Raw genomic sequence first — 13,319 nt, forward strand, 5'->3', positions numbered from 1 at the left:
ACTTCTCTCTAAAGAGATGACAGAAATTAGATGACTAATACCTTTATTCATCGCCTATTACGGCCGCTTGCGGCCGTTTTTGTTGGCGCTATAACCACCCTTTCATTCGCTCCATACTCTATATGGCCTCTTGCTATTCTCAGCCCAGCTTTGTTGCTGTTACTGATCCACAACCGCTCTCCTAAAAGTGCGCTTTGGATTGGCTACGCATGGGGTTTAGGTCAATTCACCACAGGTATCAGCTGGGTATACGTCAGCATTGATGGTTTTGGCGGCATGCCACTGGCAGCCAACCTATTTTTGATGGCATTGCTTGTTGGCTACCTAGCCGTTTATTCAGGGCTATTTACCTGGGGTTTGAATAAATTCTTCCCTGCCAATAACCTAAGCCGCTTTTTCCTTGCAGCTCCTGCATTCTGGCTAGTCTGTGATTGGCTGCGTGGCTGGGTAATGACGGGCTTCCCTTGGCTTTGGTTAGGCTACAGCCAAATCGATTCGCCATTGGGTTCATTTGCACCGATTGGCGGCGTAGAGCTAGTAACTTTAGCGATCATTGTTTCAGCCTCTGCATTCACTTATGCGATTGTTAACCGGGCTTGGAGCATCGCTCTCATTCCCGCCGTCGTATTTAGTGCAGGCTTTGGTATTCGCAACATCGACTGGGTCACGCCGAACCCTGAAAAAACCACGTCAGTCGTCTTGATACAAGGCAACGTCGATCAAGACAGTAAATGGCTACCGAGTCATCGCTGGCCAACCATGATGAAGTACACCGACCTAAGCAGAGAAAACTGGGGAGCGGATATCATCATCTGGCCTGAAGCGGCTATTCCAGCATTCGAAGTTGAGATCCCATCTTTCCTACGTAACTTGGATAGCGCAGCGAAGATGAACAACAGTTCGATCATTACCGGTGTGCTGAATCAGTCTGAAGATAAGAAATACTACAACAGTGTTCTTTCTCTCGGTGTGAATCCATACGGTGAGTACAACTACGATCCAGACGAACGCTACCATAAACACCACCTGTTACCATTTGGTGAGTTTGTGCCGTTTGAAGATATCTTGCGTCCATTAGCACCTTTCTTTAATTTGCCAATGTCATCATTTAGCCGTGGCGACTTTGTTCAACCCAACATCGTGGCAAATGGTCGTCACTTAGCGCCTGCGTTGTGTTACGAGATCATCTTTAATGATCAAGTTAGACAGAACGTAACCGACGAGACTGACTTTATTTTAACGCTCTCTAACGATGCGTGGTTTGGTCGTTCGATTGGCCCTCTGCAACATATGGAAATTGCACAGATGCGTGCTCTGGAGCTTGGTAAGCCGGTTATTCGCTCGACCAACAACGGTGTGACGGCAGTTACTGATTACAAAGGCAATATAATCAAGCAAGTGCCTCAGTTTGAAACGGCAGTGTTAAAAGCTGAACTCATTTCAACGGATGGTCAAACGCCTTATCACACAGTAGGTACTTGGCCACTGTATATCTGGGCGATGCTCAGCTTGGTGATTGGTTGGGTAATTAGAAAGCCAAAAAGCTAGATTCGACGAAAAGTGATTTGAGGGTTGACTGATCGGGTCAACCCTTTTTCATTTCTGTGGTTTTGCGTTGATACGCTATGGTTCAGAAGCTTACGGTTTAAGGGCTTTACGACTAAACCCTTTAGAACCACATTTAATGCATGGAATGATATTGGTTGGGTGGTTATATTCGGTTTGGTGACCACACTCGTCACATACTAAGGTTCCCAAGCCAATGACTTCACCCGCTTGATACAAGCCTTGGTGTTCTAAGTCTTGGAACAGTTCAACCCATTCCACCTTAGTACGATCAGTAATATCCAACAGCCCTTGCCAAATAGAGTCCGCAATCATCAAATAGAATGGACCGCTTTTACTCTCTTCATAGCTTTCGGAAAACTCTTTTAAGTCCGACTTCACGTAGGCAGAGATCAATGAAAGCTCATCTTTAGTCATATCATTAGCTGCTTTCGCAAACTTGCCCGACGTTTCGATTTTGTTGTTGAGCTCTTCAGGGCTATGCTTCAGCGTTTCAATCACCTCTTCGACGACTTCTTCATAGAGCGCTTTTTTCTTCGGCATAACAACCTCCTTAAGATAACCAACCTTTTAGTGAGCAAACGGATGCGCTGCAATGCACTCCCGCTTACAAACAAATGCAATTCATACTCTTAAGTATAGTTGCCCTGCGAAATTCAGTGAAAATTACACAATCTATTAAGCGGCAACTGCAAGTATGAAGGGTATAACTATTGTTGTACTCAGCTCCTTTAGGTATTCTATGACGATCTGTAAGATTCTGTTCTAACCGAACTCACAAATTCCAAGATAACCGGATACCATCGATGCAAGAACAATATAACCCGCAAGAGATTGAACAAAAGGTTCAACAACACTGGGATAACAGCGAGACTTTCGTTGTAAGTGAAGACCCAAACAAAGAAAAATTCTACTGTCTTTCTATGTTCCCTTACCCAAGTGGCCGACTGCACATGGGTCACGTGCGTAACTACACCATCGGTGATGTGGTATCTCGTTTCCAACGTCTACAAGGCAAAAACGTAATGCAGCCAATTGGTTGGGATGCATTCGGCCTACCTGCAGAAAACGCCGCTGTTAAAAACAATACAGCACCTGCACCATGGACTTACGAAAACATTGAGTACATGAAGAACCAGCTTAAGCTTCTAGGCTTTGGTTACGACTGGAACCGTGAATTCGCAACGTGTACGCCTGAGTACTACCGTTGGGAACAAGAGTTCTTCACTAAGCTTTACGAAAAAGGCCTAGTTTACAAGAAGACATCTTCAGTGAACTGGTGTCCGAACGACCAAACAGTACTGGCAAATGAGCAAGTAGAAGATGGCTGCTGCTGGCGTTGTGATACTCCAGTAGAACAAAAGAAAATCCCACAGTGGTTCATTAAGATCACTGAGTACGCTCAAGAGCTACTAGACGATTTAGACAACCTTGAAGGTTGGCCTGAAATGGTTAAGACCATGCAGCGCAACTGGATCGGCCGCTCTGAAGGTGTTGAGCTATCTTTCGCTGTTAACGGCGAAGAAGCACCATTAGAAGTGTACACAACACGTCCAGATACACTAATGGGTGTTTCTTACGTTGGTATCGCTGCAGGTCACCCTCTTGCAGAGAAAGCATCGAAGAACAACCCAGAGCTTGCTGCATTCGTTGAAGAGTGTCGTAACACTAAAGTTGCTGAAGCTGAACTCGCAACGATGGAAAAGAAAGGTATGGATACTGGCCTAACGGCTATCCACCCTCTTAACGGTCGTGTTGTTCCTGTATACGTAGCAAACTTCGTACTTATGGATTACGGCACAGGTGCGGTAATGGCGGTTCCTGCTCACGATCAACGTGACTACGAGTTCGCAACTAAGTACGGCATCGATATCATCCCAGTAATCAAACCTGAAGATGGTTCTGAACTAGACGTGTCTGAAGCGGCTTACACTGAAAAAGGTGTACTGTTTGATTCTGGTGAATTCGATGGTCTTGCGTTCCAAGAAGCATTCGATGCAATTGCTGCGAAGCTTGAAGCTGAAGGCAAAGGTAAGAAGACAGTAAACTTCCGTCTACGTGACTGGGGTGTATCTCGTCAACGTTACTGGGGCGCTCCAATCCCAATGGTAACCACTGAAGACGGTGAAGTTCACCCAGTACCAGCAGACCAACTGCCAGTCATTCTTCCTGAAGATGTAGTAATGGATGGCGTAACGAGCCCAATCAAGGCTGACAAGTCTTGGGCTGAAACAACATTCAACGGCGAACCCGCTCTACGTGAGACTGACACGTTCGATACGTTTATGGAGTCTTCTTGGTACTACGCACGTTACTGTTCACCGCAAGCAGACGACATTCTAGATCCAGAGAAAGCAAACTACTGGCTACCAGTTGACCAATACGTTGGTGGTATCGAGCACGCTTGTATGCACCTGCTTTACTCTCGTTTCTTCCATAAGCTTCTACGTGATGCTGGCTACGTGACGTCTGATGAACCGTTCAAGCAACTACTATGTCAAGGCATGGTTCTGGCTGACGCGTTCTATCACGAAAACGAAAAAGGCACCAAAGAGTGGATTGCACCGACTGACGTAACGGTTGAACGTGACGGTAAAGGTCGCATCGAAAAAGCAGTCGACGATCAAGGTCGTGAAGTTGAACACTCAGGCATGATCAAAATGTCTAAGTCTAAGAACAACGGTATCGACCCACAAGAGATGGTAGACAAGTACGGCGCTGATACAGTACGTCTATTCATGATGTTTGCATCACCTGCAGACATGACGCTTGAGTGGCAAGAGTCTGGCGTTGAAGGGGCTAACCGCTTCCTTAAACGTGTTTGGAAATTGGTTCACGCTCACTCTTCTAAGGGTGCTGCTGAATCTGTTGATGCTTCTGCGCTATCTGGCGACCAAAAAGCACTTCGTCGTGATATCCATAAAACTATCGCGAAAGTAACGGACGATATTGGCCGTCGCCAAACGTTCAACACGGCAATCGCTGCAATCATGGAACTGATGAACAAGCTGGCGAAAGCACCTCAAGAATCTGCACAAGACCGTGCAATCCTTGACGAAGCGCTAAAAGCGGTAGTACGCATGCTTTACCCAATGACTCCACACATCTCTTACGAAATGTGGATTGCACTTGGTGAATCAAACGTAGACTCAGCAACATGGCCAACTTTCGATGAGAAAGCGCTAGTTGAAGACGAGAAAACTATCGTTGTTATGATCAACGGTAAGCTACGTGCGAAACTAACCGTTGCTGCTGATGCAACAGAAGAGCAAGTTCGTGAGCTTGGTCTAAACGATGAGAACGCTAAGAAGTTCCTAGATGGCTTAACTATCCGTAAAGTTATCTTCGTACCAGGTAAGCTTCTAAACATCGTTGCTAACTAATTTCGTTAGCACAATGCAATTGCTAAAGAATTAACGAACTTAATTCATCAAAAGCAGTCTGTAGACAGGGTAGCTAATTGCCCTGTCTACTTATTTAAGCGCTTTAGACTTGAGCCTAACCACTCAAACGAACTAAAGCCTTTAAATAAGTATTCTACCTTCATGAGAGCCATCAAATAATGCGCCTGATTTCACTATCTTCATTGAAAGTTACTGTTGTTGTTTTAACCGTCAGCCTATTAAGTGCGTGTGGTTTCCACCTACGTGGTGATTACTCCGTACCAAAAGAACTCAACAAGATCTCCGTAACCAGTTACGACCAATACAGTACGTTTACACGTATGATGAAAGGTCAACTGCGTATGAATGATGTAGAAATTGTGCCACCGGCTGAGAATACACCTAACCTGCATATTATTAGTGAGAGCGTAGGTGAGCGAACTCTGTCTCTATACCAAAACACTCGTGCAGCAGAGAAAGAACTGACATTCCGCGCTTCATACCGCGTAACTGTCCCGGATCTAGGCTCAAAGACGTTCTCAACCAGCGTAACCCGTAGTTACCTAGATAACCCGCTAACTGCACTTGCGAAGTCGGTTGAACGAGACATGATCGAAGATGAGATGCGTAAGTTGGCAACAAGCCAAATCCTTCGTCAGATGGCTCGACTAAAAGCGAACATTGCAGCTGATAGCATGGACCTAGATGCACTAGAGCACGTTCAAGTGAAAGAACTCGAAAAGCAATACAACATCAAGAATGTTGAGATCGTACCAGCTTCAGAAGAACAACCAACACTTAGCGATTCGGCTGAGTAATAGGTTTATTTGATGCGTATTTTTGCTGACCGCTTATCAGAGCAACTTATTAAACAGTTGAGTAATGTTTACCTAATTTTTGGTAACGAACCGCTACTGTTGCAAGAGAGCCGAGAAGCGATTCAAAAGGCTGCAAAACAGCAAGGCTTTGAAGAACGTCACCGCTTTGCGATTGATAGCAGTCTCGACTGGAATCAAGTCTACGACTGCACTCAAGCACTGAGCCTATTCTCTAGCCGTCAGGTCATCGAGCTTGAACTGCCAGAGTCAGGCGTCAATGCCGCAATAGCGAAAGAGCTACTCGCAATCTCCGAGCATATCCACAGTGATATCTTGTTAATCTTGGTGGGCACTAAGCTCACCAAAGCTCAAGAAAGCGCTAAGTGGTTTAAGGCTCTTTCGAATCAGGGTCACTGGGTCAGTTGCCTAACGCCAGATGTCAGTCGGTTACCTCAGTTTGTCCAAGCGCGTTGCCGTCAAATCGGTTTAACGCCAGACCCTGAAGCGATTCAAATGCTGGCGCAATGGCATGAGGGTAATCTGTTTGCGCTGACCCAAAGCCTAGAAAAACTGGCTCTCCAATACCCAGATGGCAAGCTCACATTAGTACGCTTAGAAGAATCGCTGAGTCGACACAACCATTTTACTCCATTCCATTGGAGTGATGCGTTATTGGCAGGCAAAGGTAACCGAGCACAACGAATCCTGCGTCAGCTAGAAGCTGAAGGTGTCGAACCCGTCATTTTATTACGTAGCATACAACGTGAGCTTGCTCTGCTGTTAAAGATGCAGCAACAAATGAAACAGATGCCGATTGGTCAGGTCTTCGAAAAACACCGTATCTGGCAATCTAAAAAGCCTCTTTATAACGCCGCGCTAACAAGAGTTTCGATTTCTCAATTACACTCTTTGTTCGCGTTGCTCACTCAAGCTGAATTGATGACAAAAACTCAATATGAGCAGTCGCCTTGGCCACTAATTCATCAGTTAAGCGTAGAGTTTTGTATCCCTTCAGCTTCAATACCATTTCACGCATAAAAGCGTGGTATATTCTAGGGTCGACAGCCCCTAAAAAGCTAAATTCAGATTAAAGGAACACCCCGTGTTACGTGAAGAACTAAAAGATTTTCTTGCAGACAAAGCCGACGACATGAAAGCAGAATCGATTGTGACTATCGATGTAGAAGGCAAATCAAGCGTTACTGATTACATGATTGTTTGTACAGGTACCTCTAAGCGCCATGTTGCTTCTATTGCACAGCATGTTGCTGATGAAATACGTAAAGCAGGTATACAGCCACTAGGCATGGACGGCCAGCAAGAAGGTGAATGGGTTGTTCTAGATATGGGCACAAGCATGCTTCACGTTATGCAAGAAGAACACCGTGAACTGTACCAACTAGAAAAACTTTGGGGCTAAGCTTTGAAGATCCAGTTAATCGCAGTTGGCACAAAAATGCCAAAGTGGGTTGAAGAAGGCTTTAAAGAATATAAACGCCGCTTCCCTCATGATATGCCATTAGAGCTCATTGAAATTACTGCGGGAAAGCGCGGTAAAAATGCGGATATTGCACGCATTCTTCAAAAAGAAGGCGAAGCGATGTTGGCAGCGGTTCCAAAAGGCAACCGCATTGTCACGCTTGATATCCCAGGTAAAAAGTGGGACACACCACAACTGGCAGAGCAATTGGAAAGTTGGAAGTTGGATGGACGCGACGTTTCTATCCTTATCGGCGGGCCTGAAGGATTAGCACCTGCATGTAAAGCGGCTGCAGACCAAAGTTGGTCTCTGTCTGCGCTTACTCTCCCTCACCCATTAGTACGCGTTATCATGGCTGAAAGCTTGTATCGAGCTTGGAGCATCACTGCTAACCACCCTTATCATCGAGAATAAGCGTTAATGTTACGTAAACGTAGCCAAATCCGTGATTACAAAGCAGAAGCACGACTATTTACTAATCGTGCTTTTGTTGCGTTTGCGGGGATCATAGTCATGATATCGATGTTGGTTGTTAATCTGTACAACATTCAGGTCAATCAATATCAAGACTATAAAACCCGCTCTAACGATAACCGTATCAAGGTCGTTCCAATCGCCCCCAACCGTGGTTTGATTTATGATCGTAATGGTGTGCTTCTTGCCGAAAATCGCCCGGTTTTCAACCTAGAAATCACACCAGAAAAAATCAAAGATATGGATGACACGCTCGTCCGTCTACAAGAATTAATCGAGATCCCGCCAGAGCGCATTGAACTATTTGATCGTGATCGTCGCAATTCACGACGCTTCAAGTCAGTACCTATTCTGAATCAGCTTACCGAAGAACAAGTTGCGATCTTCTCTGTAAATCAACATAAGTTCCCAGGCGTTGAAGTTACAGGTACGCTAAAACGTTTCTACCCTTATGGTGATGTGTTAACTCACGTGATTGGCTACGTATCGCGCATCAATGACCGTGATATGCAGCGCCTGGTTCGCGAAGAGAAAGACGCCAATTACCAAGCCACTCGCGACATCGGTAAACTTGGTATTGAGCGCTACTACGAAGACATGCTTCACGGTACCGCTGGCTATCAAGAAGTCGAAGTTAACAGCCGTGGACGAGTGATCCGTACTCTAAAATTTGTACCGTCGGTTCCGGGTAAAGATATCGTGCTCAACTTGGATATCAAGCTACAACTATACGTACATAAGTTACTGGATGGCCGCCGTGGCTCAGCTATCGTTCTCGACCCGAAAGACAATGGCGTGTTAGCCATGGTATCTAGCCCAAGCTACGACCCAAATGCATTCGTACATGGTATTTCGTCTAAAGGTTATAACGCCCTGCTTCAAGACAAAGACCGCCCTTTGGTTAACCGTGCAACGCTAGGTATTTACCCACCAGCATCGACGATCAAGCCATTCATTGCTGTTGCGGCTCTGCAAGAAGGTGTGATTACACCTAATACAACGCGTAATGACCCAGGTTATTGGAAGATCCCTAATTCAAAAACAAGACCATTCCGTGACTGGTTGCGTTGGGGACACGGGGTCGTTGATATAGAGAAAGCGATTGAAGAGTCAGTGGATACTTTCTTTTACCAAATTGCTTATGATCTCGGCATTGATCGCATATCCAAATGGATGATGATGTTCGGCTTTGGTGATTATACTGGCATCGATATTTATGAAGAAAGCAAAGCCAATATGCCAACTCGTGATTGGAAGATGGCAAGACACCGTGTGCCTTGGTACCAAGGTGACACCATCCCAGTTGGTATTGGCCAAGGCTACTGGACTGCAACACCCATGCAGATTGCAAAAGCCACATCAGTTTTGGTCAATGAAGGTGAAGTAACCGCACCTCACCTACTTCGTTCAACCATTGATAACGGTCGTCCATTCGATGAACAAATCATGTCGGACATTGAAACTTACCCACCGCTAACCGGGGTTAAGAGGAAGTATTGGGATATCGCTCAGGAAGGTATGAGGCTGGCTAACCACGGTAAGAAAGGTACGGCAAGACGTTCATTCCAGAAGATGTCTTACCAAACCGCTGGTAAATCGGGTACCGCACAGGTATTCGGCTTAAAAGAAGATGAAGAGTACAACGCGGATGAAATCGCAGAGCACTTACGCGATCACGCCCTCTTTACGGGTTACGCGCCTTTTGAAGATCCTGAAGCCGTCGTGACTATCGTTCTAGAGAACGCAGGTGGCGGTTCTTCTAACGGCGGCCCAGTAGTAAGAAGGATTTTAGACCATATTATCCTTGCAGAAGATTATCAAAGTGAGCCAATTAAATAATGAAACTTGATCCTTCAACTGGACGAAATAGAGCCCTATTCGAAAGGCTGCATATCGACCTGCCGCTTTTGCTTGGCATTCTGGTTTTAATGGGCTTTGCCCTGCTGATCATGTACAGCGCAAGCGGACAAAGCCTTGCGATGATGGACCGCCAGGCGATGCGCATGGCTCTGTCTTTAGGTGTGATGATCTTCCTAGCGCAAATCTCACCTCGTACTTATGAAACCTTGGCACCACTGCTATTTGTAGGTGGTGTCATCTTGCTATTGGGCGTGTTGTTCTTTGGTGAAGCCTCTAAAGGCGCCCAGCGTTGGTTAAACTTCGGCTTTGTTCGATTCCAACCGTCAGAGCTATTAAAGCTCGCGGTGCCTTTGATGCTGGCACGATTTATCGGTAAGCGCTCACTTCCACCAACATTCCAAACATTAGCGATCTCGCTAGTGATGGTGTTTGTACCGACGATTCTAATCGCAAAGCAGCCTGACCTAGGTACATCTATCCTTATCGCCGCATCTGGTATCTTCGTGATATTCCTGGCTGGTATCAGTTGGAAAATCATTGCTAGCGCCGCAATCGCATTAGGGGCATTTATCCCAATCCTATGGTTCTTCTTGATGCGTGAATATCAAAAAGTGCGTGTTAGAACCCTTTTTGATCCTGAATCAGATCCATTAGGTGCGGGTTACCACATCATTCAAAGTAAGATTGCGATAGGTTCGGGTGGTATATCAGGAAAAGGTTGGTTGCAAGGCACTCAATCTCAACTAGAGTTCATCCCAGAGCGTCATACTGACTTCATTTTTGCGGTCATCGCCGAAGAATGGGGCATGATCGGTATCTTGTTCTTGCTTGCGATCTACCTGTTTATTATTGGACGTGGCTTAGTGCTTGCGAGCCAAGCTCAAACCGCATTCGGTCGAATGATGGGCGGAAGTATTGTACTGAGCTTCTTCGTTTATATTTTTGTAAACATTGGCATGGTAAGTGGCATTCTACCTGTAGTTGGTGTTCCTCTTCCTCTAGTCAGTTATGGCGGTACTTCAATGGTTACCCTTATGGCTGGTTTTGGTATTTTAATGTCGATACATACACACAGAAAAGCATTCTCAAAGGCGACCTAATCGATGTCTATTACAACGTTTCAAAAAAAAGCATCCTTGGTTGAAGAGCTGCCAATCAAAAAAATAGTCTCTATCTTGGGGCTAGCGATTTTAATCAATGGTTGTTCTTCAAAGCAGCCAACAGGCCGCTACGATATTGATTCAGATATTGCACCAGACGCACCGATCTCAGTAGAGCATCTCGAGGATGCTCACCCTCAGTATGAACCTTATAGTTTAGGTGGTAACACGGATTACACTTTACGTGGCAAAGACTACAAGATCGTAAAGAAGACCGAAGGGTTTACTGAGAAAGGCAAAGCCTCTTGGTACGGTAAGAAATTTCATGGCCACTTAACGTCGAACGGCGAGATCTACGACATGTATTCGATGTCTGCGGCGCACAAAACATTGCCAATTCCAAGCTATGTAAAAGTGACGAATACTGACAACAACAAAACGACAATTGTTCGTATCAATGACCGCGGCCCATTCCATGAAGGCCGAATCATTGACCTTAGTTATGCGGCAGCTTACAAGCTCGATGTGTTGAGAACCGGCACGGCAAATGTTGAGATTGAAGTCATTACTGTGGCTATGCCAACCGACGCAAATAAAAAGGCTGCTTTACCGCAATTTATTATTCAAGTCGCAACATCTCCACATGAAGATAGGACCGAAAAGTTAGCGAAAGATCTAGCCGAAAAGCTAGAAGTAGCAACGTTCTTGCAGCCAAATGATGACAAATACCGTCTGATGATTGGGCCATTTCATGACTATGCTCTGACTCAAGAGAAATTAGAACAAGTTAAGCTAATGGGTTACCCGTCAGCTTATATAAAAAAACACACCCTAACTCGCTAATTAATCTAACAGTTACTTCTGGTAATCAGCGCTCTGGTGTGACAGAGTGATTCTGTTAATATATGAATAGTTCACCAAATAATTGCATTCAAAATGATTAAATCTAATAAACTTGTTAAATCGATTTTTGCTACTTCTGTTGCTCTTTCTGCAACGATAGCTACATCGTCATTCGCCGCTCCTATTGTTGTTCCTGATGCACCTCAAATCGCCGCTAAAGGTTTTGTTCTGATGGATTACCATTCAGGCAAAGTACTAGCAGAGAAAGAGATGAATACTCAGCTTTCTCCAGCAAGTTTAACCAAGATGATGACGAGCTACGTGATCGGCCAAGAGCTCGACCGTGGCAACATCAACCTAAACGACGATGTTGTAATCAGTGAAAATGCTTGGGCTAAAAACTTCCCAGATTCATCTAAGATGTTCGTTGAAGTGGGCACTACGGTTAAAGTTGAAGAATTAAACCGCGGTATCATCATTCAATCAGGTAACGACGCATGTGTTGCTATGGCTGAACACATCGCTGGCTCTGAAGATGCATTCGTTGACCTAATGAACGCTTGGGCAAGCTCTATCGGCATGAAAGACACGCACTTTGCTAACGTGCACGGTCTAGACAACCCGAACCTATACTCAACGCCTTACGATATGGCGCTACTTGGTCAGGCGCTGATTCGCGACGTACCAGACGAGTACCGTATCTACTCACAGAAGAAATTCACATACAACGGCATCACCCAATACAACCGTAACGGTCTGTTATGGGATAAGAGCATGAACGTTGATGGCATCAAAACAGGCCACACAAGCAACGCAGGTTACAGCCTAGTAAGCTCAGCGACAGAAGGCAAAATGCGCCTAGTTGCTGTAGTTATGGGCACCAAGAATGCGAATGCTCGTAAAACAGAAAGCAAAAAACTGCTTAGCTACGGCTTCCGCTTCTTTGAAACAGTGGCACCACACACAGCCGGTGAAACTTTCGTAGAAGAGAAGATCTGGATGGGTAGCAAGGACACAGTTGCGCTAGGTGTCGACGAAGATACTTTCGTGACGCTACCTCGTGGTCAAGCTAAGAACCTGAAGGCAAGCTTCGTTCTTGAGAAAGAGCTAGAAGCGCCAATCAGCAAAGGCGATGTAGTTGGTAAACTATTCTACCAAGTAGACGGTGAAGACGTTGCTGAATACCCCCTACTAGCACTTGAAGATGTAGACCAAGGCAGCCTATTCAGCCGTCTATGGGACTACCTAGTTCTTCTATTCAAGGGTTTATTCTAAACAAGCCAAAGGTTTGTTCTAGGTAAAACCTAAGCTTGTTATATAGCTAACCTAATGAGTAAGTTCATGATTTGCTCATTAGTGAACCAAAAGCCGCCATGTGCGGCTTTTGTTGATCTTGAGTTCGGTGATATTTACACGTAATATTCCGCCTTATTACTCGTGTCTGTTGACCGAACACGCTTTTTATCGACATTTCGCCAATTTGCGAGCGTCTAGCCTTTTGGAGCTAATCATGAACATCAATTCTGATGCAAAACTAAAAGACCTCTTAGAGTTCCCTTGTTCATTCACTTACAAAGTAATGGGCCACGCTAAGCCAGAACTGACTGAGCTAGTACTAGAAGTGATCCAGCGTCATGCTCCTGGTGACTACAGCCCAACGCTAAAACCGAGTGCGAAAGGTAACTACCACTCTGTTTCTATCAATATTACTGCGACTTCAATTGAACAAGTAGAAACTCTTTATAAAGAACTGGGCGAGATCGAAATCGTTCGTATGGTTCTGTAATCTCCGATT

At 45.2% G+C, this 13,319-nt stretch carries 12 protein-coding genes; 11 read left to right on the forward strand and 1 reads right to left on the reverse strand.

The annotated features are described in order from the left end of the window. Nucleotides 1-30: 30 nt before the first annotated feature. Nucleotides 31-1,548 (forward strand): apolipoprotein N-acyltransferase, encoded by a 1,518-nt coding sequence (gene lnt / locus LMH68_RS04330; protein WP_229647808.1) that lies wholly within the window; start codon nucleotides 31-33, stop codon nucleotides 1,546-1,548. Between the two features lie 90 nt (nucleotides 1,549-1,638). On the opposite strand, the gene LMH68_RS04335 is transcribed toward lnt, so the two are convergent. Then, entirely contained in the window at nucleotides 1,639-2,109 is a 471-nt protein-coding gene (locus LMH68_RS04335) for a zinc ribbon-containing protein (RefSeq protein WP_017062329.1), read from the reverse strand. A gap of 263 nt (nucleotides 2,110-2,372) precedes the next feature. On the opposite strand from LMH68_RS04335, the gene leuS reads away from it, so the two are divergent. The 10 genes from leuS (at nucleotide 2,373) to ybeD (ending at nucleotide 13,310) form a co-directional block, all read left to right on the forward strand. Then, complete coding sequence (gene leuS / locus LMH68_RS04340) at nucleotides 2,373-4,949, forward strand: leucine--tRNA ligase (protein ID WP_048614215.1); 2,577 nt, start codon at nucleotides 2,373-2,375, stop codon at nucleotides 4,947-4,949. Between the two features lie 179 nt (nucleotides 4,950-5,128). Further along, the gene (lptE, locus tag LMH68_RS04345) at nucleotides 5,129-5,767 is read left to right on the forward strand and encodes an LPS assembly lipoprotein LptE (RefSeq protein WP_229647807.1); all 639 of its coding nucleotides are present in this window, start codon (nucleotides 5,129-5,131) and stop codon (nucleotides 5,765-5,767) included. Between the two features lie 12 nt (nucleotides 5,768-5,779). After that, nucleotides 5,780-6,805, forward strand: coding sequence for a DNA polymerase III subunit delta (gene holA, locus LMH68_RS04350; protein WP_229647806.1), 1,026 nt, complete (start codon nucleotides 5,780-5,782; stop codon nucleotides 6,803-6,805). Between the two features lie 64 nt (nucleotides 6,806-6,869). Further along, nucleotides 6,870-7,187 carry a ribosome silencing factor gene (gene rsfS / locus LMH68_RS04355; protein WP_229647805.1) on the forward strand — a complete coding sequence of 106 codons (318 nt, stop codon included), beginning with the start codon at nucleotides 6,870-6,872 and terminating at the stop codon, nucleotides 7,185-7,187. Between the two features lie 3 nt (nucleotides 7,188-7,190). Further along, nucleotides 7,191-7,661 (forward strand): 23S rRNA (pseudouridine(1915)-N(3))-methyltransferase RlmH, encoded by a 471-nt coding sequence (gene rlmH / locus LMH68_RS04360; protein WP_004735246.1) that lies wholly within the window; start codon nucleotides 7,191-7,193, stop codon nucleotides 7,659-7,661. 6 nt (nucleotides 7,662-7,667) lie between these two features. Continuing rightward, nucleotides 7,668-9,560 carry a penicillin-binding protein 2 gene (gene mrdA, locus LMH68_RS04365; RefSeq protein ID WP_229647804.1) on the forward strand — a complete coding sequence of 631 codons (1,893 nt, stop codon included), beginning with the start codon at nucleotides 7,668-7,670 and terminating at the stop codon, nucleotides 9,558-9,560. Beyond that, complete coding sequence (gene rodA / locus LMH68_RS04370; protein ID WP_017062334.1) at nucleotides 9,560-10,681, forward strand: rod shape-determining protein RodA; 1,122 nt, start codon at nucleotides 9,560-9,562, stop codon at nucleotides 10,679-10,681. The genes mrdA and rodA overlap by 1 nt, the downstream gene beginning before the upstream one ends. 3 nt (nucleotides 10,682-10,684) lie before the next feature. Next, nucleotides 10,685-11,524 carry a septal ring lytic transglycosylase RlpA family protein gene (locus LMH68_RS04375; protein WP_017062335.1) on the forward strand — a complete coding sequence of 280 codons (840 nt, stop codon included), beginning with the start codon at nucleotides 10,685-10,687 and terminating at the stop codon, nucleotides 11,522-11,524. A 93-nt stretch (nucleotides 11,525-11,617) separates the two neighbouring features. Further along, on the forward strand, nucleotides 11,618-12,799 hold the full coding sequence (locus tag LMH68_RS04380; RefSeq protein ID WP_017062336.1) for a serine hydrolase: 1,182 nt from the start codon (nucleotides 11,618-11,620) through the stop codon (nucleotides 12,797-12,799). 232 nt (nucleotides 12,800-13,031) lie between these two features. Then, nucleotides 13,032-13,310 carry a DUF493 family protein YbeD gene (gene ybeD / locus LMH68_RS04385; RefSeq protein ID WP_026084358.1) on the forward strand — a complete coding sequence of 93 codons (279 nt, stop codon included), beginning with the start codon at nucleotides 13,032-13,034 and terminating at the stop codon, nucleotides 13,308-13,310. Nucleotides 13,311-13,319: the final 9 nt, after the last annotated feature.

This window comes from Vibrio sp. F13, assembly GCF_020806305.2.
GTDB classification, from domain to species: Bacteria; Pseudomonadota; Gammaproteobacteria; order Enterobacterales; family Vibrionaceae; genus Vibrio; species Vibrio crassostreae_C.